The following is a 25,989-nucleotide window of genomic DNA, read 5'->3' on the forward strand; positions in this document are numbered from 1 at the left end:
ATATTATTTACAATTATTTAATTATATAAACAAGTATTGTAATAATTTTTGATTTTAACTATGAATAGTATATCATAACTTTTTATTTGAAAGAATAATGATATTATAAGAATTTATTAAATATAGAAAATTGATAAGGTTAATTATAGAAGGGTCATTACATATGTAGAATAGATGCTGAAGTAAATGAAAATTGACAAGATTAATTAGAAAAGTAATAATTATAATAAAAATAATTATACTTAAGATATTTATAGGAGATGAGTGATATGGAAAGATATATCTTTAAAAATAGTATTGGCTCAGATATTTCATATTATAAATGGGGCAAAGATATAAAAAATCCTAAAGGAGTTGTGCAAATAGTCCATGGAATGTCTGAGTGGGTAGGTAGATATGATTATTTTGCAGAAAAGTTAGTGGAAGAGGGATATATAGTATATGGTCATGATCATTGTGGACATGGAAATAGCTCTTTAGATAAATCTAGTTTAGGCTTTTTTAAAGAAGGTGATAGCTTCTATATAATGTTAGATGATATAAGAAAAGTTAATGAAATAATAAGTAATGAAAATGAAGGGTTACCTATAGTTCTTTTTGGACATAGTATGGGATCGTTTTTAAGTCAAAGATATTTACAGGAATATGGTGATACTATAGATGCTTTAATTTTATCTGGTACTAATGGTAAACAGAAATCATATACTAAAGCGGGTATTTTAGTATCAAAATTAGAAAATATAATAAGAGGACGAGAAAATAGAAGTAATTTAATGGACAAGCTTTCTTTTGGAGGATTTAATAGTAGTGTTAAAAACTCTAATACTGACTTTGATTGGCTTTGTAGCGATGAAAAGGAAGTTATGAAGTATATTGAAGATGATTTTTGTGGTTTTGTATATCCTTCAGAGTTTTACTATTACTTAATTAAAGGAATTCATGATATACATAAATACGAAAATTTGGAGAAGGTAAAAAAAGTTAATATTCCAATATATATTTTTGCTGGTGATAGGGATCCAGTAGGATATTTTGGAGAAGGAATTAAGAATTTATATAATACTTATAAAAACTTAGGAGTTAAAGATTTAGATTATAAGTTATATAAGGATGGTAGACATGAAATGTTAAATGAAGTGAATAAGGATGAAGTAATAGAGGATATATTAAACTGGATAAATAGATAAAATATTATGGGTGCTGTGCACAATGAAAAATTAAGAATGAAGAATTACATCAATAATTCTTCATTTTTAATTTTTAATTCTTAATTCTTAATTTGGGCTGTTTGTGAGACAGCCCTTTTTTATATTAATATAAAATTTTTTTGCATATTCACATATAATAGGAAATGATGTAAAATTATGTAGTAAATATAAAGAGTGAGGAGAATTAAGTTGGACTATAATACTTTTAGGGAAGAAATTTATTATATGACTCCAAAAAAATTATTAATTTCTGTTTTATATAGTTTAATTGCTTATTGCATATTTGAACTTATGTCCTTTAGATATACATTAATAGTTTATGATATTGTTGGACTTTTAAGTTTGATAATTTGTATGATATTAATCATGTTCTCAATGCATTTAAAAAGTCTTACTAAGAAAGAGATTTATGGCTTATTACAGCTGATATTATTTATTACAATGGTTGTGATAATTATCTTTATTACTCCAGAATATTATTTTAGAGATTTGAAAGTTTTCATAAATGAGATTGGTTTCTTAAGTTTTAATACCCTAAAATACAACAACTTAATTATTATGTATTTTATAATAGCAAAATATAGGGTAAGTGAAGCTAATAGTAAAATTATTTATTTTGAATATGTATTATTATTAGTTATATTCAGTTTTTTAGTATGTATTAATAATAAATATGAATATATAGCTTTGGAAATAATATATATATTGTCTTCATTAGCACTTATTTTTAAATCATATAAATATATATATAAATCTGGGGTTGAAATTGAGGGTAAGATAGATTTATTAAAGCTTAATTTGAATTTAGCTGCATTGAGCTTCTTTGTTAGGTTATTTTCAAACTTTTTTAATATATATATTGTTATAGAATTAATTGATATTTTAATGATAATAATTTTTATAGCTATTTTAGCTTCTATAATTTTTAATATTACAAAAGAAAATTATAACTTTATATTTAAGGAAACTGTAAATACAAGTAAGTATTTAGAGGAAATAAATAATAAAATAATAAAAAATAATTACAAATTGGAAGTAGCTTATAAAAAAATAAAGGACAAGCAACTATTATATAAAAGCTTTCTTAGCAGCTTACCTCATCCAATTGTAATAGTTAATCAAAATCTTAGAATTTCATATTGTAATTTAAACTTTTTAAATTCTATTGGAGAAAAGAATTTAAGAAGAGTAGTTAACAGAAGAATTGATAGCTATATAGATCTTAGCTCAAGTACAAAGGAAACATTATCAAAGTTTAGCCAAAATAGAAAAGTATCGTATTCTACCACTATTAAAATAAATGGTAAACAATTTGAAGGAAGATTTTTAGGACTAAATTCTGAAGAAAATGAATTTATATTATTACTAAAGGATTTAAATGAGGAAATAAGGTTAAGAGATATGAGAGAAGAGTTAGAGAGTATTAAAATGAAAGAAGAAATAAAGAAGAACTTTCTATCAAATATATCTCATGACTTGAAAATTCCAGTTAACATAATTTACTCTGCTATCCAATTAGAAAGGATATTAATAGATAATAATGATTTAGATAAACTAGGTTTTTATAATGAAATAAGTAAGGAAAATTGTTTTATCTTAACAAAGTTTACTAATAACTTAATCGATATTAGTAAGATAGATTCTTCAAATTTAGAAGCTAATTTAATATATGACAATATTGTTGTATTTATAGAAGATTACTTAATTTCTTTAAATACATATATCAAAAATAGCGGTATAAATCTTTTGTTTGATACAGAAGAAGAGGAGATTTACACTTATTTTGATACAGAAATGATGCAAAGAGTTATTCTGAATTTAGTTTCAAATTCTATAAAATTTACTAAAGAAGGTGGAACTATATTTACAAGAATTAAGGCTGAATTAGACTTAGTAATAATTGAGATAGGGGATAATGGAGAAGGAATGAGTGAAGAGTTTGTAAAGAAGGCATTTAATAAATATGAGATGGAAGAAAGAGCAAAAACATATAATCCTAATGGCTCTGGAGTTGGATTATATGTAGTATATAATTTAATAAAAGCGCAAAATGGTAATGTTGAAATTAAGAGTGAAGAAGGTAAAGGAACTACCTTTAGAATTAGTTTTAATAAGGGGAAGGGTGCTTAATTGAAGATGACTAGTGAGAAGGTTAGTTATAGATATAAGGGTTCTGTTTCTAATATTTTTGTTCCTATGATTATCATATTAACAATATTAAGTATGGTATTTAAACTGAGAAGTGAGTATATGTTTATAGTAAAAATTATATGTTTTGCTATAGCAGTTATGATATTTATTATTAGTATGATAAAGATTGGAAATAAAGATTTAGGAATATTAAAGCATATTGGGATTGGAAGTGTTTTCATAGCTTTAGTTAGGTTTATAGATATAGAATTCTATACTGGTATTAATGATATTTTAATAATATTATTCTATAGTCAGGTTATAAATATAAGAGAACTTATGAATATAATGCTTAGTATATTTTTTTATGAGAAAGGGAAATCACCTTTATGGCAATCTATTTTCTTTTTATCCACTACACCTTTTATTTATTTTGGGATAAAAGGGGGAAATAAAGCATTAGTACTTATATCTGAAGCATATAGTGATTATTTTATATTATTCATTAGTGAAGTTATAATAATACTATTATATGTTATAATTATAGCCTTATATAATAAGTATAATTACAAGAAAGATAAAATTTGGATATTGATAAATGGACTATTAATAGTACTTAGTAGCTTATTTGTTTATTTATCTAGAGTTTTAAATATAGATTTAACATATTTAATAGGATTATCAAAGATTATAATGTACTTCTTAATATATGATAAATTTGAAGAAATATTGTTATATAATGCATTTTCAAATGCTTATGAAAGTCTAAATAAGGCTAAAGAGACTAAAAGAAATTTAAATAAAGCCTTAAAAAGAAGGGAAAAGGAATTATTAGAGTTAAACCTTCTTATAGAAAAAAGTGAAAAAAGATATTATGATGTAGTGCAGGCTTTTTCTAAGGGACTTTTACTATTTGAAAATAATTTTTTAACTTATTCTAATTATAATGATGAATGTTATTATGAACGAGATCCATCTAGGTATCCAAGAAATGAGTTAATGGAATTAAGTACAATAATTAGTAGAATAACAGGGGAATATCATTCTAAAGATGATGAAATAGAAGACTTTACAACAGAAATTGTTATTACAGATGAAAATGGTGAAAAAAGAAACTTAGAAATATATTTAGTAAAGATTTATGGCAATAAAAAGCTATTAGTATTTAATGATATTACAGATATTATTAAAAAGAGAAAAGAGATAGTTAATATTGAAAAGAAGATTAAAGATGAAAATATAAAAGAAGAATTTTACTCAAATATTTCTCATGAGCTTAGAACACCTATAAATGTAATTTATTCAGCACTACAGCTAAATGATATATATTTAAAAAACAATGAGATTAGTAAAATCAATAAGAACAATGAGATTATAAAGCAAAACTGCCTAAGACTCATAAGAACTATAAGTAATTTTATAGATAGTAATAAGCTAAATGAAGGGTTCTTAGAGGTGGATAAGAAGATTTATAATGTTGTAGAAATAATTGAAAATATAGTTTTAGCATGTGATTATTATATGAAACTTAGGAATATAAATTTGATTTTTGATCCTGAGAGAGAAGAAATAAAATTCTTATGTGATAAGGGACAAATCGAGAGGATAATGTTAAATATTTTATCTAATTCATTAAAGTATGGTAAAGATAATGGACATATTTATGTAACTGTAAATATTAAAGATTACAGTAGTATAGTTATTAAAGTAGTTAATGATGCAGAAGCTATTCCAGAAGATAAGAGAAAAGATATCTTTGAGAAGTTTACTAAGGTTAACTCTTCATTAAATAGACCTTCAGAAGGTAGTGGACTTGGATTGTTTTTAACAAAAGGACTAGTTAAAAACCATAATGGAGAAATAAGTATTAGCACAGGCGTAAAATATGGAAACACTTTTAAAATAGTATTTCCTTATGATGAAAGCATAGAAGATGAAGATATTATACCAACAGTAGGTTTAAAAATAAATCCTCTTGAAGAAAAGGTAGATATAGAATTTTCAGATATTTATTTTTAACATAACACTATAGTTTTAAGCATATAAATAAGTTGTGGATTTTGTAAAGTAAAATAGTTAGGAATGAATAAAGTTAAGAGTTAAGAGAGAAGAGGTAAGAATTAAGGAAAAAATCCTTGGGGATTTTAAAATAAGAATTACCTTTCCAGTAATTAAAGAATGAAAGAATTAAGGGATTAAATAATGAAAATGTTGTATAAAATCTTTAAAGATTTTTAGAAAATATTTTTATTAATAGATGAAGTTTTGCTTTGCAAAACTATTTAAATTCTTTCATTTCTTTATTTATTCATTTTTTATTTTAAACTTAAATTTTGCTAGGCAAAATATCCTTAATTATCATTTTAATAGGGAGTAGTGTTATGAAATCAGTGCTAAAAAAAAATAAAAAATATGCTGTGAAGAAAGAATTCAAAAGAATTAATAAGATAATTCCTTTACTAATAAATATAATGATTCCTATATTGGCAATAATACTAATAGGATATATAAATAGGAATGCATTAGATACATATAGATCTCTTAAGGGAATATTAGTAAAAGAAATGGTAATAATTTTCCCAATAGGATATGGAATTATATATATTTTAATGGGTGTTTCAGCGTATAGAATTTATATAAGGAATAAAAGTGGTGTAGATGATAAGGGAGCGTACTTTACTTATTTTATACAACTATGTATTAATTTTATTTGGCCATTTCTTTTTTTCACTTTTAGATTATATGGGTTATCATTTATTTGGTTAATAATATTATTAGTAGCGGTTTTAATAACTTTTTATAAGTTTTTTAGGGTGGATAAACTTTCCTCTGCATTATTAATTCCTTATATAGCATGGATTGTGTTTATAAGCTTTTTAAACTATTTTATATGGTTTTATAATGAAATGTAAAGAAAAGTATAGTATAATTGTAAGGGTTGTTATGAAATTATATTATGTTATAATTTTAAAGCCCATAAATATTCTATGGTTATTGAAAGTAAAAATAGGGCTGTTGTACAAAATTGACTTAAATTTTTTTGTGCAAGAGCTTTTTTATTTAAAAAAGTAGGAGATATAAATGAAAAAAGTAATAATTGCTGAAAAGCCATCTGTTGCTAAAAATATTGCAGATGCTCTTAAAATAAAAAATAGAAAAGATGGATATTATGATGGGGATGAATATCTAGTTACTTGGGCATTTGGTCATCTATTACAATTATTTGATGCAAAAGATTACGATGAGAATATGGTAGGTTGGAGAATGGAAAAGTTTCCATTTATACCTAATGAATTTAAATATAAGATTAAATGTGATGGTTACAATAGAAATATAGTAGATAAAGGTGCAGAAAAACAAATCAAATTAATCAAGAGCCTTATAGATAGAGAAGATGTGGATGGAATAATATCTGCAACGGATTATGATAGAGAAGGGCAAGTTATTTCAGATGAGTTATTTATTCATTTTAATGTAAGCAAACCAATATATAGAATACTTCTTAATGAATGGACAGAAGAAGAAGTAAAAAAGGGAATGGCAAATTTAAAACTTAATTCTGAAATGAAGCCTTTGCAAGATGCTGGTATTGGAAGGCAGTTAGCAGATTGGGTAATAGGTATTAATTTAACTTCAGTTGCTACATTACGTTATGGTGGAACTGGAAAAGATAGAAAAGTTATTAATATTGGAAGAGTATTATTACCAACATTAAAGATTATTTATGATAGAGATAAGGAAATAGAAAATTTCGAAGCTAGCTCTTATTATAAGCTATCAACTAATTTTAAAACTAAGGATAATATTGAATTTGAAACCCTTTATTACGAAAATTCTAGTGAAAAGTTTGAGAAAAAAGAATATCTAGATGCGATAAGTAAACTTTTAGCTGGCAAAAGTGGTGTAGTAGTTGATAAGGAAATAGAAAAGAAAAGGGAATATCCGCAGCCTCTATTTAATTTATCTAACTTACAAGGATACATTACTAGTAAATATAAAGGCTGGACTTCAGATAAAGTGTTAAAAGTTGCTCAAGGTCTTTATGAAAAGAAATTCATTACTTATCCGAGAACTGCTAGTACTGTATTAGAAGAAAGTTTAGAGGGTAAAGCAAGAAAAGTATTAGAAAATATAAAAAAGGGATTACCTTATGAAAATCAAATTAAGTTTGTAAAATCAAAAAGGGTTTTTGATAATTCTAAGGTAGAAAGCCATAGTGCCATAACCCCAACATATGTTATACCAAAAGGTCTAAGCATTGATGAGCAAAATGTATATAATGCTATAAAGAATAGATTTATAATGCAATTTATGCCTGTTGCTGAATTTGAAGAAACTAAAATAACAATAAAAGTTAATGATGAGAAGGTACCAGGGGAATTTATAGCTAAGGGGAGAGTTGAAATTATTAAAGGCTGGAGAGTAGTTGAAAAGATTGATACTAAGGATACTATTTTACCATTAGTAGAAAAAGGTGAAAATATTGAGATTACTGGTAGCAAAGTTAATAAAGTTACGAAGAAACCACCTAAACATCATACAGAAAAAACTCTTTTAAGAGTTATGGAAACATGTGGGAAAAACTTTAAGAAAGAAAAAGAAGATAAAGACGAAAATTCAGATGATGAAACTAATACTGAAGAAATGATGAATGCAATATTAAGTGGGTTTAGTATAGGGACTCCTGCAACAAGGGCAGAAACTATTAAAAGACTTAAAGATATTGGATATATTCAAACTAAAGGTAAAAGTTTAATTACAACTGAACTGGGAAGAACAATAGTAGAAATCTTCCCGGCTAAGGAACTTTTAGATTTAGAATATACAGGTAGACTAGAAAAAACATTATCAGATATAGAAAAAGGTAAATACCAAAAGGTTGACTTTTTAAATCTTATTTACGATTTCACTAAGAATTCTGTAGAAAAAATAAAGAATGATGACTCGCTTTTACATAAGTTTAAGGTAGAAGTGCCAGAAGGCTTAGAGGAAGTAGGGAAATGCCCTATATGTGGTAATCCAGTAGTTGAAGGCGAAAAAAGTTTTGGATGTACTAACTGGAAAAATGGGTGTAAATATACTATTTGGAAAGATGATAAGTATATAGCTTCCTTTGGAAAATCAGTATCTAAAGAGATGGTGCAGTTATTACTTAAAAATGGTAAAGTAGGATTCAGAAATCTTAAAAGTAAAAAGGGAAATACTTTTAGTGCATATTTTAAATATGAAAGAAATGAAGAAACAGGCTACTTCAATTGGAGTATGGAATTTATTAAGTAAAATGTAAAAATAACATAATGATATGTATTAACTTTCTGATTTTAAAATATTTTATAATATAATTCTAAATTTAATACATATCATTAATGTGATAAATTTTCAATAGGTTCATCTACTTAAGGCAAGATTAGGCAGATGAACTTTTATACTAAGTTCAGTTATCGTTTTAATCAACTTCACTAAGCATTCAATGTCTCTTTTTGCAGCCATTATATTATGAAGCATATTATATTTATTTTTGCAGTTATCTTCGCATTTTATATTTATTCTTGCATTTCAGTTAGATTCTTCCAATAGCGCTTTGGCATAGATTTTCTTTGAAGCTTTGGATTTAAACGTTCTTTAATAGTAGTAGATTTAAAATAACTTCTCCATAAGTCTTCAAATTCATCATTATGACTTTTTAAGTATGCATACATGTCATCATTCATTTCAGTTATTTCCCAGGAAACTTTATTATATATTGATGCAATATTTCTTTTTACATCATGTATGATCCAATATTCATTATTAAATCTATCTGCAAAATGTGGTGAAAGCAACTCTAATATATTGTGATCAGGTTCAATTGAAGCATATAAAAATTTTTTATTTATAATTGAGAAACGTACAAACCCTGTAAATCTATGGACTTCATAAGTAACTCTTCTTTCTATTAAATTTACATCTTTAACTTCATTTAAATATAGGTGTTTATGTATATCAGATCCATATTTAAATCCTAATTTCAAATATTTGTAACATAGTAAACCTTTATTGGTGTAGCTAGATAAGTACAGTGTATAAATTTTATTTAAAGCAAGAGGATCTATTTTACATACAATAGCATCTTTAACTTTTCTATATTTATTTATATCAGTTTCTATATATATTTTTCTAGTAAGCATATCTAAATCACTATTATCTTCAACACCGATATAAGTAATTTCTTCTTTAGAATAAAAAGCATCATAAATAGCTGTTAGAAATCCTTCAAAAGAATCATCGAAAATTAATTTTATCATTTAATCACCCCTTATATCTCACCTGTAATAGATGTAAATTTATCATTAGGTAAAATAATGTTTTTAGCTTCAGGAAGTAATATTCTATTATTACTTTCAGGTAAAAGAATATTATTTTTATTAGTTGTATAGTTTGTATCAAAGAAAGATAACTGCTGAGATGTATCATTATCTAATTTAGGTTTATCTATATAGAGGAGCCTATTTTTAATCTTCTCGTCATCAAAGTCTACATCTCCATAATATTTTCCTCTGCAAGTTAAGAAGTATTTTGCTCTTTTTAAAACAACACCTATTTTCTTTAAATCTTCAAAGGAAAGGGAGTGGACCCTTCTTGCCATCATTATTTTTCTAGCTGAACGAACTCCAATTCCAGGTATTCTAAGTAATTCATCATAAGATGCTCTATTAACTTCCATAGGGAAGTTATTTATATTATTTAATGCCCAAGAAGTTTTAGGATCAAAATCTAAATCAAAGTTATCTTCTTCACTTTTTAATAATTCTTTAGCTTTAAAACCATAAAATCTTAAAAGCCAATCTGCTTGATATAGTCTATGTTCCCTAACTAAAGGGGGATGGGTAATATCAGGTAGAACTTTTTCATTTTTAACTACTGGAACATAAGCGGAATAGTAAACTCTTTTTAAGTTATATTTATTATATAAGTTTTCTGAAAGGTTTAAGATTTTAAAATCACTTTCAGGAGTAGCACCCACTATTAGCTGCGTGCTTTGACCTCCAGGCACAAAAAGAGGAGTCGATTTTATATTTTTCTTTAAATCTTTATGCTCAATTATTGAATTTTTTATAATTCCCATTGGAGCTAAAATATTTTCTTTAGTTTTTTGGGGGGCTAAAAGTTTCAAGCTTGAAGCTGAAGGAAGTTCAATATTTACACTCATTCTATCAACATACTTACCAGCTTCTTTAATTAAACTTTCATCAGCTCCTGGAATTGCTTTTAAATGTATGTAACCATGAAAATTTTCTTCTATTCTTAATTTTTTTACAACCTTTAATAACAACTCCATAGTGTAATTAGGATTTTTAAATATAGCTGAGCTTAAAAACAAGCCTTCAATGTAATTTCTTTTATAAAAATTTATAGTTAATGAAACTACTTCTTCTGGAGTAAAGGCTGCCCTTTTAACATCTTTACTAGAAGCATTAACACAATACTTGCAATTATAAATGCAATAATTAGTTAGAAGAATTTTTAATAGAGAAATACATCTTCCATCTGCTGCAAAACTATGACAAATACCACTGCTCTCTGCATTGCCAAGTCCACCTTTCATAGCTTTTCTTTTAGATGAAGAAGAAGAGCATGAAACATCATATTTAGCAGCTGCAGAAAGAATATTAAGCTTTTCTTTTATATCCATATTATCACCTTCTTTATATATTAATTACATTATACCGAACAGATGTTCTTAATACAATAAAAAAATAAAATATTGATTTAAAAATAAAAAAGATGTATATTATAGTAAAGTATGGAAAAGGTTACGGAGGAATGTTTATGTTCAAAATTATGATTATTAAATTAGAACCAAGGGTTTCGACAGCACCGACAGTACAAGAAATACTAACAAAATACGGATGTATAATACATACTAGATTAGGGTTACATGAAGCTACTAAAACTTCTTGTTCAAACTCAGGATTAATAGTACTAAATTTAATGAATGATGAAAAAGAAGAAATTAATAAGTTAAAAGAAGAATTAGAGAATTTAAAAGGTGTAACTATTAAGTTAGTTGAGGTTTAGAAAGAGGCTGTCTATACAGTCTCTTTTTAATTATTTAAAAGCAAACTTTTTTATTATAGTTGTTATTAAATTTGAGTTTATAGACTATAAATAATTTAGGGGAATTATTTTGTATAAATCTGTATTTAAATATATAATGATATGGGGATATTTTACTTGCAATATATTAAATACACTTTATAATTATTATTGCATAATAACAATTACACATGAAAGGAAGATATAAATGAAAAAATCAATTAAGCTTTTTGCTATGCTTGGATGTTTAGTTATAGCTGTTAGTTTATTTGCTGGATGTGGCAAGTCTGATAAGAAGACTATAAATGTTTTAAACTATGGAGAAAATATTGCGGATGGACTAATTAAAGAATTTGAAGAAGAGTACAATGTAAAAGTTAATTATAAGACTTTTGATGAAATGGAAACTATGTACATGGAAGTAACCTCAGGAAAAACTGATTGGGATGCTGTATTAGTTGCAGATCATATGGCTGATAGAATGATTCAAGAGGGATTACTTCAAAAGATTAATAAAGACAATATACCTAACTTAAAAGAAATGAATGAAAATGATATGGGGAAAGCCTATGATCCAAATAATGATTACACAGTTCCTTATATGAATGGAACTATAGGTATAGTTTATAATAAAGATTTAGTAGATGAAGAAGTTGATAGCTGGGATATACTTTGGAATGAAAAGTATAAGAAACAAATATTTATTCTAGATTCTATGAGAGATTCAATTGGAGCGGCTGCTAAGTATTTAGGATATTCATTAAATACTACTGATGAAAAAGAATTAAAAGAGATTGAAAATGCATTATTAAAGCAAAAAGAATTAATATTAACTAAAGGTGCTGATAATGTAATGGACATTATGAGAAACGGAGAAGCAGCAGTTGCAATGATATGGTCTGGAGAAGGCTTAAACTTAGCTGATGAATATGATAACTTAGAATACATTATACCTAAAGAAGGTGCTGATTATTGGTTAGATTCATGGGCTATTCCTACAACTGCTAAAGATAAAGAAACTGCTGAAAAGTTTATAAACTTTGTAAGTGGAAAAGATAATGCTTATAAGATAGCTGAAGAAATAGGATATACTACTCCAAATAAACTTGCTATGGAAGAACAACCTGAAGAAGTAAGAAATAATAAAGGGGCTTATATGCCTAAGGAAGTAATGGATAAATGTGAAGTTTACACATACTTACCACAAGATAAGTTAAAATTATATGAAGAAGTATGGATGAATGTTTATGCTGATTAATAAATAATTCCATTAAGAAAATATTAATATTACATTAAGTTAATAGATTCTAGGTAATAATAATAGTATAATATGAATAACAACTATTTTAAGATATGGAGTTGGTAATATTATGGATAGAATTATTGATTTTAATGAATTAAAAAATAGAGTAAATGATAAAGATATAGATAAGTTTGAAGCATATATGTATAACTTGTATTACGACATGACTTCTGGAAAATTAAATATGGCAGATTTCACAAAGAAGGTAAATGAGTATATGGAAGAAAACAATATATCTCAAGATAAGTTTTTAAAAATGCAAACTAAGCTTATGGAAAGATATGGTTTTGATGCTTCAGCTATTGAAGAACAAATTAATTCATTAGGTTTAAATAATGTAATTCCTGGTGCCGAAGATATTGAAAAAATAAGAAAAAACATGAGTTTTCAAGAAAAGTATAAAGATAGAATTAAGGTTTCAACTACAAATACTTATTTTATTAATAATGAAAAAAATAATTTAAATATTTTAACAGATGAAAACAAAGTTATCTTAACTAGTGCAGGAAAAATAGATTTAACTGATGTTGAATTAAATGATTTCTTATGTTCATATAAAAAGGTTTTAGATGATAATTCATTAAAAATTTTATTATGTGAAAATACTAAGGAATATGATTACTAAAATAGTTTAAAAAATCTATTTATTTTCTATGAATATCGTTTATAATATTTAAGGTATGATATTAATCATGCCTTATTTTTATGTACTAAGAACTTTTAATTAAGATAATAATTATTTTAAATAGATGTACACGGGAGGATAATTAATGAGCGTATTAACAGTTAAAGATATGAGTCATGGCTTTGGAGATAGAGCAATATTTGAAGATGTATCCTTTAGATTATTAAAGGGGGAACATGTTGGTTTAATTGGTGCTAATGGAGAAGGAAAATCAACATTTATGAATATAGTAACTAATAAACTCATGCCAGATGAAGGTAAGGTTCTATGGTCTAACAATGTTAGAGTTGGTTATATGGATCAACATGCTGCTTTAGAAAAAGGGCAAAGCATAAGAGATGCATTAAGAGATGCTTTTAAATATTTATTTGATTTAGAAACTGAAATGAATTCTTTATATGAAAAAATGGGTGATTGTACTCCAGAAGAATTAGAAAAGATGCTTGAAAGAACTGCTGTAATTCAAGACCTTTTAGATCATAATGGTTTTTATATAATAGATGCAAAGGTTGAAGAAGTAGCTAAGGGGCTAGGTCTTTTAGATTTAGGACTAGATAGAGATGTTGATGATTTATCAGGTGGACAAAGAACAAAGATACTATTAGGTAAGCTATTACTTCAAAATCCAGATATATTACTTTTAGATGAGCCTACTAACTATTTAGATGAAGAACATATAGTATGGCTTAAGAGATATCTTCAAAATTATGAAAATGCATTTATATTAATATCACACGATATACCATTTTTAAATTCAGTAGTTAATTTAATATATCATGTTGAGGAAAGAAAACTAACTAGATATGTTGGTGACTATTATGAGTTTAAGAGATTATATGAAGAAAATAAAAAGAGATTAGAAGCAGCTTATGAAAAGCAACAAAAAGAAATAGCTAGATTAGAAGATTTCGTTGCAAGAAATAAGGCTAATGTAGCAACTGCAAATATGGCTAAGTCTAGACAAAAGAAGTTAGATAAGATGGATATTATTGAGCTTTCTAAGGAAAAACCAAAACCAGAGTTTAACTTTAAACCAGCAAGAACTTCAGGAAAAACTATATTTGAAACTAAGGATTTAGTAATAGGATATGATTCACCACTTACGAAACCTCTAAATCTTTATATGGAAAGAGGACAAAAGATAGCCTTAGTTGGAGCTAATGGACTTGGAAAAACTACATTATTAAAAAGCTTACTTGGAAAGATACAACCTTTAAGTGGAGAAGTATATTTAGGAGACTATCAACATATAGGTTACTTTGAACAAGAAGATAGAGATAAAAATACTAACACTTGTATAGAAGAAGTATGGCAAGAGTTCCCAAGTAAAACTCAATACGAAATAAGAGCAGCTCTAGCTAAATGTGGATTAACAACTAAACAATTAGAATCAAAGATAATGGTTTTATCAGGTGGAGAAGCTGCAAAGGTTAGACTATGTAAGATATTAAACACTGAAACTAATATACTAATCCTAGACGAACCTACAAACCACTTAGATGTAGATGCTAAAGATGAATTAAAGAGAGCCTTAAAAGAATACAAGGGTTCTATATTACTAGTATCCCATGAACCAGAATTCTATAGAGATGTTGTAACTGAAATATGGAACTGTGAGGATTGGACTACAAAAGTTGTATAGTGAAATTTTGGAAGGGTTAGTGTTGCTGCTAACTCTTTTTTGATATAATTAAGTAAATATAATAGATTTAAAAAGGGGCTTATTGATAATATGAGTATAAGAATAATACCAATTAATAAAAAGGATGGACAGGATTTATTAAAGTTTGAAATTGATAATAGAAGCTTTTTTGAAGAGAGTTGTATACCTAGAGGCGATGAATATTATGATGAAAATAACTTTAAAGAAATACTAAAGGAATTAATTAAAGAGCAGGAGCAGGGAATACATTATATGTATTTAATAAAGGATAATAATGATGAAATTGTAGGAAGAATAAATCTTGTCGATATTATCAGGGGAAATATGAATAAGGCCGAGTTGGGTTATAGAATAGCGAAAGATCATAATGGAAGAGGTTATGGGAAGACGGCAGTAGAACTTGTTTTAGGAGAAGCATTGAATATTCACAAACTTCATAGAATAGAAGCAGGGACAGCTATAGAAAACATAGCATCTCAAATAGTATTAGAATCTAGTGGATTTAGAAAGGTTGGAATATATAATAAGTATATATATCTAAATGGACAATGGGATGATAGTCTTATTTATGAAATAATATTAAGTTAAATGATTGAGAGTTGGTACAAGTTTGAATAGTTGTGATTTGTAATAAATTTATAATGGATTGGACAAATAAAATAGTATAATTAATCCTAAAAAGAGTTAGTGTGATACTAACTGTTTTTAGGTTAATCTACTAATTTATTTAAGAAACTCTTACTAGAGAGTGTAAAATAGTCTGTGTAAACTTAAGAAAATGATATAATAAATTATCAATTATCAATTATGGAGGGAACACAGACTATGTCATTTTCAAAGGAAGAATTAATAAAAATATTAGCAAAGGATCCCAATATTAAAACAGCTGAAGATATTCAAAATGTTTTAAAAGACTTATTTGGAGGGCTACTTCGACTTAGATGTTCCAAGAGATAGAGAAGGTTCTTTTGAGCCTGAAATAGTAAAAAAACATCAAACTGATGTTTCACATTTAGAAAGCTCAATAATTGGGATGTATGCTAAGGGAATGACTACAAGAGATATAGCATCACAAGTAAATGAAATATACGTAATGGACATATCAGCAACATTAGTTTCTAATATAACAGATAAAGTAATTCCAATGATTAGAGAATGGCAAAGCCGTCCGTTGGAAACAGTATATCCTATAGTATTTATGGATGCTATTCACTTTAAAGTGAGAAAAGATAACACCGTTGTTTCGAAAGCAGCCTACGCTGCGATTGGAGTAAATATTGAAGGAAAAAAAGATGTTCTTGGTATATGGATAGGAGCATCAGAGTCATCAAAATATTGGTTGCTTGTTCTGAATGAGTTAAAAAATAGAGGAGTAAAAGATATACTAATTGCTTCAGTTGATGGGTTAGTAAGGTTTAATGAAGCCATTAGAGCTGTTTATCCGAACACTGAAATTCAAAGATGTATTATTCATCAAATAAGAAATTCAAGTAAATACTTATCTTATAAGGATTTAAAAGCTTTCAATGCAGATTTAAAGCTAGTTTATACCGCTTCTACTGAGGAGGTAGCATTAGCAGAATTAGATAGATTAGAAGAAAAATGGGGAGAAAAATACTTAATAGCAGTAAGGTCTTGGAGAAATAACTGGAATGAGTTATCCACATTCTTTAAATATCTACCAGAGATTAGAAAAATAATATATACAACTAACGCAATGGAAAGTTATAAGCGTCAACTGAGAAAAGTTACTAAAACTAAATCTATATTTCCGAATGATGAATCATTAATGAAGATTTTATATCTTGCTACCGTTGATATAACAAAGAAATGGACCCAATCAATATGAGGATGGGCTCAAATTTTAGCTCAACTATCAATCTTCTTCGAAGGTCGTTTAGACGACCAGTTATTCTAAAAAATATTTAGTCTAACTCTTATTAAAGTACAGATTATTATGTAAAATTTATCAATTAAAGAAAAATAAAGGTTGGGTGTTATATTAACCTCTCCAACCTTTAAAATAAAACTAAATTTTCTAAAGTTTACACAAAAATATTGACAGACTCTAAGGCTATTAATTTAATAGCATGGATTGCATCTAAGATATTAATAATAGCAGTAATATCAATTTCAGCTATTCATGGATATCAAATTTATCTTGGACAGGCTATTGATTATAATATATTTATTATAAGTAGAGTAGTGTTTATAGTCTCTTTATTTTCACACAATATATTAAAGGTAGTACAATCTGCTTTAACTTCTGTAAAAATTAGCTTGAAGAAATTTGCTTTTAATTAATAGATTTAAAATGATAGTAATCAATTAACATTTTATACTTTTCTTCTGTCGTATATTTAGATATCTTAGACATATAAATACTCCCTTTCTATTATCAGATTTTTATTTTTAATCTGGCTACTTTGAAGGGAGAATATTATTACAACGAGTTCGCTTTTGAAGTGCAAAAAAGTTTTTCACAATAAAAATCACAGGCACTTTTACATCAGGATTCACAGTAAAATCACAAAAACAAAGGTCGAGCATAATGAACCGCCTCCTGTCAAGTAGATAGGGTAAATAATATAAAATTATGCTACTAAGGTGTGCCTTCTATAGTCAATAGGAGCCATACCTTTTAGTTTCTTTTGTAATCTTTTTGTATTATAAAATTTTATATATCCATCAATAGCTTGTTCAAGGTCTTCAAAGGTTGAAAACTTTCTTAGATAGTACATTTTTGATTTTAAAGTATCCCAAAAAGCCTCCATAGGTCTATTATCAATACATCTACCTACCCTAGACATACTTTGCACTGCATTAATTTTATTTAGTTTGTTCTTGAATGTTTTACATGTATCCTGGAATCCGCGATCACTATGGAATAGTGGCATTGCGGTCGGATTCGCTTCAACAGCTTTGTCTAAGGTGTTAAAAACTAATTTATTATTGTTAGACTTACCTAATACATACGAAATAATACTGTTATCTCAGAAATCTAGTATTGCACTTAAATAAGCTTTGCTTCCGTTAGTTAACTTAAACTCAGTAACATCTGTTAGCCATTTTTCATTTGGATTATCAGCTACAAACTCTCTATTTAATATATTTTCAGCTGTAATTTGCGGAGTACTTTGAATATATCTTTTCTTTTTTCTCCTAATAACAGCAGTAAGTTTTACAGATTTCATAAGCCTGTATATACGCTTATGATTATAGTTTGAATTTAGTATGCTATTTATATTTAACGTTATACGGCGATAGCCATAAATCCCTTTAACTTCTGAGTATAATTTAATAATTTCATCTAAAATAACTTTATTTTCTTTATCTCTTTCAGTTGCGGAACGATTTAACCACTTATAATAAGAAGCACGTCCGACTTCAGCACATTTACATAGTTCAGATATTGAATACCCTAATTTATGTAACTCTTTAATTGCAATATACTTATTTGTAGATGAAATAGTGTATTTATCTACCTCCTTTCTATCTCTTCTAATTTTTTTAAGAAATCATTCTTCATTTTTAAACGTCTATTTTCTGCTTCTAAAAGCTTTAATTGTGCAGAGAATTTTTCTGATTTAGTTAACTCCTCAAAGGATTTATTTTTACCGCGTCTATCGACTAGCGCGTTATATCCATCTTTATTGTATTTTTTTATCCAAGTATAAACTTGTTGAAAGGAAACTTTATATTTATTAGCAGTTAAATTATAGTCGTTAGCGTTAGTAATACAAAATGAAACTATTTCAATTCTTTCTTCATAAGTTGTTTTTCTTCCGTTAGTCATAATCTTATCTCCTTTTTTATTCTGAGATTTAAATTTCTTATGACTATTATACTGTTTAATCCATCCTTTAAGAATACTCATAGATGAAATATTATATTTTATACAAAGTTCTCTTAGTGATCCTTCTCCTGAAAGGTATGAAGTTACTGCTTGCAATTTAATATCGGTAGAGTATTTAACATTTGTATTTTTAATAGCTAAACCATAACTACCAAAGTTTTTATACTTACCAATCCAGTTTTCGATCATGGAAGTGTCAACTTGCAAATTATATGCTATAGTTGAAATTGTTGTTCTTCCTGCCAAAAACTCTTTAACAACTTTAATTTTTATTTCAGGTGATACTTTTGTTTTTCTTCCCATAATAAAATGCTCCCTATATAGTTACAGTTTTATTATTTTAACTGTCTACCATAAAGGGAGCATATCATAAGCCCGACCTTTTCTAGTTCGTATTAGTTCTATAATACAATTACGAAATATTTATCTGATATTATAATAACACTATTTTCAAAAAAAATCCATTTATCCTTTGTAAAACTTCTTTTTTCACACGTAAAAGCACATATAAATTTATTAACAGTGCGAATTTGCTTGTGAATTTATATGTGTTTTTCATAAAAAACAACTCTAAAGTGTGGTAAACATTAACTTTAGAGTTGTGTGAATTTTAATATGAAATTTGATGTGATTTTAAGTTTTGCACCTCAAAACCGAACCCGTTGATATTATTAAGTTACTGGTATTCTTTATAATTAATCAATAACTATAACACCTTGATCTAAATATATATTTTTAATTTCTGGTTCTATGGAATTAGTTATTATATAATTTAAATCTTGTGGTGGGCAAATAATTTGATTAGAAACAGTTCCTAACTTATTAGAAGTTACTAATCCTATAATTTCTGTGGAAATATCAACCATCCTTCTTTTTACTAGGCATTCTGAAAGTGTAGGAACACTTACGCCAATTTGTGAATCTATATTATGTATTCCCATTATATATAAATCTACTCGCATAGATGAAAGAGAGTCCACTGTATCTATTCCAAGATTGATCATAGATTCTTTATAAAGAGTCCCTCCTAACATAATAACGTCCACATCTTTATGATTAACTAAGGCAATAGCAATTGGAGGACTATTTGTGATTATCGTTGCTTTTAAATTTATTGGTAGGAGCTTAACTAGGCATAGATTTGTAGTACCACCATCTATTAATAAAACTTGATTATCTTTTATAAAAGGCAAAGCTTTTTGAGCTAGCTTTACTTTTATTTCATTATAAATATTTTCTCTAGTAGAAAAGTCAACTACAGGAGGCCCAACTCTAAGGGCACCACTATGAACTCTTCTTATAAGTCCCTGATTATCTAAATCTTTTAGATCTCTTCTTATAGTATCTTCTGAAACAGATAGACGTTGACTTAAATCACTAGCTATTACTTTCAGTTCTGAATTTATAATTCTAAGAATTTCTTGTTGACGTTCTTCTTTTAACATTAATCATCATTCCAATCTAATATTTTATATCTAATATATGATAGCACACTTCGAAAAAAACAGAAAGTGTTTGCAAGTAAAATCAATTAATAAAATGCTTAAACATGCAATAATAATCTTTACTTTATTATTTTTTTGCATTAATATAATTTATATAGGCATAAACAAGGTTATATAAGCAAATGTACAACATATTAATAATTGATTATGAATAAAATTAAGTTTAATTATATGGAGGATTAAAATATGAGTAATTTTAACAATGTAACTAAGGAAATAATTAATGAATTAAGAGTTACCTTAAGTAAGGTAGATTCTAATGAGGTAGAAGAGTTAGTAAATCAAATTAAAAAAGCTGATAAAATTTTTTTTGTTGGTGTAGGTAGGGTTCTTTTATCACTTGAAGCTATAGCTAAAAGATTGGCGCATTTAGGAATAAATACTGTTGTTGTTGGACAAATTACAGAGCCAGCTATTACAGATAAAGACTTATTAATAGTTGGATCAGGAAGTGGAGAAACTATTTTTCCGTTAAATATAGCAAAGAAAGCTAAAAAATTTAATGCTACAGTTGTTCATATAGGAGCAAATCCTAATAGTTCAATAAAAGAATTTAGAGATTATTTTGTAAGAATCCCTGTAAGTACAAAATTAAATTTAAATAATGAAGTTAGCTCAATTCAGCCAATGACTAGTTTATTTGAACAAAGTTTATTACTTTTAGGAGATACAATAGCACTTATGATAATTAGAGAAAAAAATATTAATATGTCTAATCTTTGGAAATATCATGCTAATTTAGAGTAATAAAATAATTTAGTTATAAGGGGGAGTTTTTATGATAAGTAAAATAGATATAAAAAAATCTTTATATAAATTAGTAAGTGGGACTGATATAAGAGGTATATCAATTGAAACTAATGAATTTAAGAAAAATTTAACTTGTGATACAGCTTCACTATTGGGGCAGGGATTTTTAAATTGGCTTAAAAGTAAAACAAATGAAAGTAAGAGTATAAAGATAGCTATTGGAATGGATTCAAGAGTTTCAGGACCTACTTTAAAGTCAGAATTAATAAATACTTTAGTTAATAATGGAGTAGAAGTTTATGATTGTGGAATAGCTACTACGCCATCTATGTTTATGACAACAATTTTAGATAAGTATAAATGCAATGGAGCTATTATGATTACTGCAAGTCACCTTCCATATTATTATAATGGATTTAAGTTTTTTACTTGTGATGGAAGCTGTGAAAAAAGTGATATTGAGGAAATAATAAATTTATCTCTTAAAGAAAAAGAAGAAGAGAGAAATAAGGGGAGAGTTAATAAAGTAAATTTATTAGAGGATTATTCAAATATATTAATTAATAAAGTAAGAAATGAAGTGAATTCTAATGAAAATTTTTATAGACCATTAGAAGGAATTAAAATTTTGGTAGATGCAGGAAATGGATCAGGAGGTTTTTTTGCTAATAAAGTATTAAAAGATCTTGGAGCAAATATAGATGGAAGTCAATTTCTAAATCCTGATGGAAGCTTCCCTAATCATATTCCTAATCCAGAAAATGATGAAGCAATGAACTCAATAAAGAATGCAGTGTTAAACTATAAAGCTGATATGGGAATAATATTTGATACAGATGTAGATAGAGCAGCAATAGTTAGTAAGAATGGAGATGAAATAAATAAGAATTCATTAATTGCGTTGATTTCGGCAATAGTTCTTGAGAAAAATAAAGGTTCTGTTATAGTTACAGATTCAATAACATCTTCAGGGGTAAAAAAGTTTATAGAGGACTTAGGGGGAGTTCATCATAGATATAAAAGGGGATATAAGAATGTAATAAATGAAGCAAAGAGAATAAATGAATTAGGGCAAAATTGCCCTTTAGCTATTGAGACATCAGGACATGCAGCCCTAAAAGAAAACTATTTTTTAGATGATGGTGCTTATTTAATAGTTAAGATACTAATTGAGGTAGCAAAGCTTTTTAAGGAAGGAAAAGACATTACATTATTAATAAAAGAATTAGAGCATCCAGTAGAAACTAAAGAAGTAAGGATAAAGATAAAAAATCAAGATTATAGAAGTTATGGTAGTAAGGTAATAGATAATCTTAAGAAATTTTCCATGGAAATTGATGGATGGGAAATAGATGAAAACAATTATGATGGAATAAAAATCAATTGCACGAAAGAAAAAGGTTGGTTACTTTTAAGACTTTCCTTACATGAACCACTGTTGGTTTTAAATATGGAAGTTAATATTAGACAGGGAATAAACCAAATTTTAATTAAGCTAAAGGACTATTTAAGAGATTACAATGAATTAGTAATTTAGTTGGAATTTAACAAATATAGAATATTGTTACTACTAGGTATAAAAGATTTGTATTATAATTTAGAGTATAGATATTGCTTGCTTTTTATATTGATATTGGGTAAAAATGGAGGAGAGATTAAATGAGTAGGAATGGAATTACTAAGGAGGGCAATAGAAAAGAAAGGGTATATCTCTGCTTAAAAGATCTAACTAAATCAATTAATTTTAATATAGGTGTTTTAGGATTTGATTCTACGTATATATCTGATTTTCTTAATATTCATAGAACTGGAGTAAGTAGAGAATTGAATAATTTGGTAAGAGATAATAGAATAATCAAAGTAATGGGGAAGCCAGTATTATATTTGGATAAAAGGGGTCTAGAGGAAATGTATAATATTAATTTACATAAGAATATATTTCCAAATAGTAATAGCTTAATAAAATTATTAGATAATAAACCTTCAATAGAATCTAATATTGAGGATTTAAATAAGGAGATTATAGATGAAAGTAAAGAACCTCACAGTATTATAAATAATAGAGATGAGATTTTTAATGAAATTATAGGTTGGGATGATAGTTTAAAAAAGCAAGTAAATCAAGCAAAGGCAGCAATATTATATCCTCCCAATGGGCTACATACATTACTTTTAGGGCCAACGGGAGTAGGAAAAACTACTTTTGCAGAAATTATGTATAAATACTCTATAGAGGTTGGAACATTAAAAGAAAATTCACCGTATATACTTTTTAATTGTGCTGATTATGCTGGCAATCCACAATTGTTATTATCCCATTTATTTGGACACGTTAAGGGAGCTTTTACAGGTGCAGATAAAGATAAAAAAGGACTTGTAGATTCTGCTAATGGAGGAATATTGTTTTTAGATGAAGTACATAGACTTCCTCCTGAGGGACAAGAAATGTTATTCTCATTAATAGATAGAGGAAGTTTTAGAAGACTTGGAGAGTCAGAAAGTAACCATAAGGCAAATATATTAATAATAGCAGCTACTACAGAAGATGTTAATAAAAGTATTTTAAACACATTTTTAAGAAGAATACCTTGTGTAATTAATTTACCAAACTTAGTTGATAGAAGTTTAAATGATAGATTAAAGCTTGTATTAGATTTTTTTACTGTAGAAGCTAAAAAAATAAAACTTCCATTAACAATATCTGCTGAGGTTATAAAGTTACTTTTAATTTATGATTGTCCTGGGAATATTGGTCAGTTAAAAAATGATATTAAATTAATATCAGCCAATGCTTTTGCTGAAACAGTTATTAATAATGGGAATCATGTATTTATAGATTTACCTCAAATATCTAGCAGATTTAAAGATATAATATTCACTTTAGATAGTAAAAGAGATGATTTAAATAATATTTTTATTATTAATGCTATTAGTGAAGTTACTATTAATGAGAATGATGATAATGAATTGGAAAATATTCTTTTAGATAGTTCATATAAGACAGAAGGAGACTTCTATGAAAATATATTAAAAAAATCAAGAGAATATTTCGTTCAAGGAAAATCTGTAGACTTAATAAAAAATGAAATTGCTTTAGAGATAGAGAATTATTTTAGTAAAAATATAAATAGAAATAAAAATAAATATAGTGACCACAAGGAAGATTTAATAGCTAAAATCGTATCTAAAGATATTTTAGACTCTATAGAAGATATATTTGAAGAGTTTAAGGGGTATTTAGAATTTGAAGTAGATAAAAAGATTGTTTATAGTTTAGCTTTACATGTAGAAACTTTAATTGGAAAGCTTAAAAGTGGCACTCAAAAATATAATTCTGATATAAAGTTTGATAAAAAAAGTAATGAATATATTATCTCTCAAAGAATAAAAGAGAGACTAGAGGAAAGCCTAAATATAGTTATTCCAAATGAAGAAGCTATAATAATTTCAATTTTTCTAGCAGCTGTTAAAGAAACTAAGAAGGAAGATTATATAGGGGTATTAGTTATAGCTCATGGAGAAAGCACTGCAACTAGTATGGCCAATGTAGCGAATGAACTTTTAGGCGTTAATCATGCTAAAGCTATAGATATGTCATTAGAAGAAAGTGTTCAAAGTACTTTTGAAAGGGTTCTTGATAAAGTGAAAGAAATGGACAATGGAAGAGGAGTATTGTTGCTTGTAGATATGGGTTCATTAACTACTTTTTCGCAAATGATAACAGATAATACTGGGATTATTACAGGAGTAGTTAAGATGGTTAGCACTCCTATGGTTATAGAGGCTACTAGGAAGGCTATGATGCCTAATGTGAATTTGAATACATTGATAAAAGAAGTTAATAGTATGAGTCAATATATAGGTAAAAGTGTATCTAATTCAAAAGATGATATTGAAATTAAATTTAATACAGAAAAGAATAATTCTTATAACTCTTTATTATGTGTAAATGAAGATAAATTTTTAGATGCATTGGAACAAACAACAACTTTCTTAAATACTAAAAAAGCATATAATCTTTTAAATGAAATATTAAATAATATTACTGACAAATTAAATATAATTCAAAATGATGGACTAACTGTAAAGTTTTTATTTCATTGTTTAAGCATGCTTGAGAGAGTTATAAAAAATGGTGCTTTAGAGTATAAAAATTTTAGAAAAGTTAAAGATAGCAAAGCTAATTTATTTGAATTAGTAAAAAGCTCTTTTCAAGATATCGAAAATTCATTTGGAATAACTATACCTGATAGCGAATTAACATATATAGTAGAGTTACTTGATATTCATATTGAAGAAGCGAGGTGATAGAGATGAAAAATTTATCTCTATTGAGAATAGATGATCGGTTTATTCATGGCCAAGTTATTATGAGTTGGGTAAAAATGACTAAAGCCAAAAGGATAATTATTATAGATGATAGACTAGTACATGATATGTTTATGAAATTAATTGTAGAAATGGCGGCACCAACTGGCGTAGAAATTGATATTTACTCAGAGAAAGATGGTGTTAATGAACTTAAAAAAGAACTTTTAGTTTCTACAATTGTTTTAGTAAAAACTCCAATTGTCATAAATAATTTAATTAATAATGGACTAGAATTTGATAAAGTAAATGTTGGGGGTATGGGCTTGAATTATGGAAGAAAAACCTTGTTTAGAAATATTTCAGCTACAGATGAGGAAGTGGAAATTTTTAAAGATTTTATCAAGAGGGGTATAGATGTTAAAATTCAAATTGTTTCTACTGAAAAAGAATATGATATTCGTAATTATTTGAAATAGTTGCTAAGGTTACTTAAATGGTAACC

The 25,989-nt window shown here is 26.8% G+C and carries 21 protein-coding genes and 1 pseudogene; 16 read left to right on the plus strand and 6 right to left on the minus strand.

The genetic code is table 11. The annotated features are described in order from the left end of the window. Positions 1-269: 269 nt before the first annotated feature. The 5 genes from GPX08_RS04050 to GPX08_RS04070 all read left to right on the plus strand — a co-directional run bounded on the left by GPX08_RS04050 (position 270) and on the right by GPX08_RS04070 (position 8,618). Positions 270-1,187 carry an alpha/beta fold hydrolase gene (locus GPX08_RS04050; protein ID WP_156625568.1) on the plus strand — a complete coding sequence of 306 codons (918 nt, stop codon included), beginning with the start codon at positions 270-272 and terminating at the stop codon, positions 1,185-1,187. 210 nt (positions 1,188-1,397) lie between these two features. Next, on the plus strand, positions 1,398-3,338 hold the full coding sequence (locus GPX08_RS04055) for a hypothetical protein (RefSeq protein ID WP_156625569.1): 1,941 nt from the start codon (positions 1,398-1,400) through the stop codon (positions 3,336-3,338). Between the two features lie 6 nt (positions 3,339-3,344). Further along, a complete protein-coding gene (locus GPX08_RS04060) occupies positions 3,345-5,357 on the plus strand; it encodes a sensor histidine kinase (protein ID WP_156625604.1) in 2,013 nt (670 codons plus the stop codon). A gap of 362 nt (positions 5,358-5,719) precedes the next feature. Beyond that, complete coding sequence (locus GPX08_RS04065) at positions 5,720-6,250, plus strand: tryptophan-rich sensory protein (protein ID WP_156625570.1); 531 nt, start codon at positions 5,720-5,722, stop codon at positions 6,248-6,250. A gap of 169 nt (positions 6,251-6,419) precedes the next feature. Then, a complete protein-coding gene (locus GPX08_RS04070) occupies positions 6,420-8,618 on the plus strand; it encodes a type IA DNA topoisomerase (protein ID WP_156625571.1) in 2,199 nt (732 codons plus the stop codon). A gap of 263 nt (positions 8,619-8,881) precedes the next feature. Here the strand turns inward: GPX08_RS04070 and GPX08_RS04075 are convergent, their stop codons facing one another. Continuing rightward, the gene (locus GPX08_RS04075; protein WP_156625572.1) at positions 8,882-9,622 is read right to left on the minus strand and encodes a DUF4130 domain-containing protein; all 741 of its coding nucleotides are present in this window, start codon (positions 9,620-9,622) and stop codon (positions 8,882-8,884) included. Positions 9,623-9,633: 11 nt separating this feature from the next. Next, positions 9,634-11,010, minus strand: coding sequence for a putative DNA modification/repair radical SAM protein (locus tag GPX08_RS04080; protein ID WP_156625573.1), 1,377 nt, complete (start codon positions 11,008-11,010; stop codon positions 9,634-9,636). 137 nt (positions 11,011-11,147) lie between these two features. Here GPX08_RS04080 and GPX08_RS04085 point away from each other — a divergent pair, with 137 nt between their 5' ends. From GPX08_RS04085 to GPX08_RS04115, 7 genes and pseudogenes are all read left to right on the plus strand, one after another. Beyond that, entirely contained in the window at positions 11,148-11,396 is a 249-nt protein-coding gene (locus tag GPX08_RS04085) for a hypothetical protein (protein WP_156625574.1), read from the plus strand. A 226-nt stretch (positions 11,397-11,622) separates the two neighbouring features. Continuing rightward, positions 11,623-12,672 (plus strand): extracellular solute-binding protein, encoded by a 1,050-nt coding sequence (locus tag GPX08_RS04090; protein WP_156625575.1) that lies wholly within the window; start codon positions 11,623-11,625, stop codon positions 12,670-12,672. Positions 12,673-12,781: 109 nt separating this feature from the next. Then, positions 12,782-13,342, plus strand: a complete 561-nt coding sequence (locus GPX08_RS04095; protein WP_156625576.1) for a DUF3867 domain-containing protein — start codon at positions 12,782-12,784, stop codon at positions 13,340-13,342. Positions 13,343-13,487: 145 nt separating this feature from the next. Further along, positions 13,488-15,044, plus strand: a complete 1,557-nt coding sequence (locus GPX08_RS04100; protein ID WP_156625577.1) for an ATP-binding cassette domain-containing protein — start codon at positions 13,488-13,490, stop codon at positions 15,042-15,044. 90 nt (positions 15,045-15,134) lie between these two features. Continuing rightward, positions 15,135-15,653, plus strand: coding sequence for a GNAT family N-acetyltransferase (locus GPX08_RS04105; protein WP_156625578.1), 519 nt, complete (start codon positions 15,135-15,137; stop codon positions 15,651-15,653). Positions 15,654-15,890: 237 nt separating this feature from the next. Further along, a pseudogene (locus GPX08_RS04110) lies at positions 15,891-16,914 on the plus strand (IS256 family transposase). 209 nt (positions 16,915-17,123) lie between these two features. Further along, positions 17,124-17,369 carry a hypothetical protein gene (locus GPX08_RS04115; protein WP_156625579.1) on the plus strand — a complete coding sequence of 82 codons (246 nt, stop codon included), beginning with the start codon at positions 17,124-17,126 and terminating at the stop codon, positions 17,367-17,369. A gap of 290 nt (positions 17,370-17,659) precedes the next feature. Here the strand turns inward: GPX08_RS04115 and GPX08_RS04120 are convergent, their stop codons facing one another. The 4 genes from GPX08_RS04120 to GPX08_RS04135 all read right to left on the minus strand — a co-directional run bounded on the left by GPX08_RS04120 (position 17,660) and on the right by GPX08_RS04135 (position 20,366). After that, the gene (locus GPX08_RS04120) at positions 17,660-18,049 is read right to left on the minus strand and encodes an IS3 family transposase (protein ID WP_156625580.1); all 390 of its coding nucleotides are present in this window, start codon (positions 18,047-18,049) and stop codon (positions 17,660-17,662) included. A gap of 9 nt (positions 18,050-18,058) precedes the next feature. After that, positions 18,059-18,571 carry an IS3 family transposase gene (locus GPX08_RS04125; protein WP_156625581.1) on the minus strand — a complete coding sequence of 171 codons (513 nt, stop codon included), beginning with the start codon at positions 18,569-18,571 and terminating at the stop codon, positions 18,059-18,061. Continuing rightward, positions 18,547-19,224, minus strand: coding sequence for a helix-turn-helix domain-containing protein (locus tag GPX08_RS04130; protein ID WP_156625582.1), 678 nt, complete (start codon positions 19,222-19,224; stop codon positions 18,547-18,549). Before GPX08_RS04130 ends, GPX08_RS04125 begins: the two co-directional genes overlap by 25 nt. A 392-nt stretch (positions 19,225-19,616) precedes the next feature. Further along, positions 19,617-20,366, minus strand: a complete 750-nt coding sequence (locus GPX08_RS04135; protein WP_156625583.1) for a DeoR family transcriptional regulator — start codon at positions 20,364-20,366, stop codon at positions 19,617-19,619. Between the two features lie 246 nt (positions 20,367-20,612). Between GPX08_RS04135 and GPX08_RS04140 the strand changes: the two genes are divergently transcribed. From GPX08_RS04140 to GPX08_RS04155, 4 genes are all read left to right on the plus strand, one after another. After that, entirely contained in the window at positions 20,613-21,173 is a 561-nt protein-coding gene (locus GPX08_RS04140) for an SIS domain-containing protein (protein WP_156625584.1), read from the plus strand. A gap of 31 nt (positions 21,174-21,204) precedes the next feature. Continuing rightward, positions 21,205-22,713 (plus strand): phosphomannomutase/phosphoglucomutase, encoded by a 1,509-nt coding sequence (locus GPX08_RS04145; protein WP_156625585.1) that lies wholly within the window; start codon positions 21,205-21,207, stop codon positions 22,711-22,713. 122 nt (positions 22,714-22,835) lie between these two features. Then, the gene (locus tag GPX08_RS04150) at positions 22,836-25,484 is read left to right on the plus strand and encodes a PRD domain-containing protein (protein ID WP_156625586.1); all 2,649 of its coding nucleotides are present in this window, start codon (positions 22,836-22,838) and stop codon (positions 25,482-25,484) included. Then, positions 25,481-25,963, plus strand: a complete 483-nt coding sequence (locus GPX08_RS04155) for a PTS mannose/fructose/sorbose transporter subunit IIB (RefSeq protein WP_156625587.1) — start codon at positions 25,481-25,483, stop codon at positions 25,961-25,963. The genes GPX08_RS04150 and GPX08_RS04155 overlap by 4 nt, the downstream gene beginning before the upstream one ends. The last annotated feature ends 26 nt before the right edge of the window (positions 25,964-25,989 follow it).

The organism is Clostridium tertium, from assembly GCF_902652255.1.
Lineage (GTDB): Bacteria > Bacillota > Clostridia > Clostridiales > Clostridiaceae > Clostridium > Clostridium tertium_A.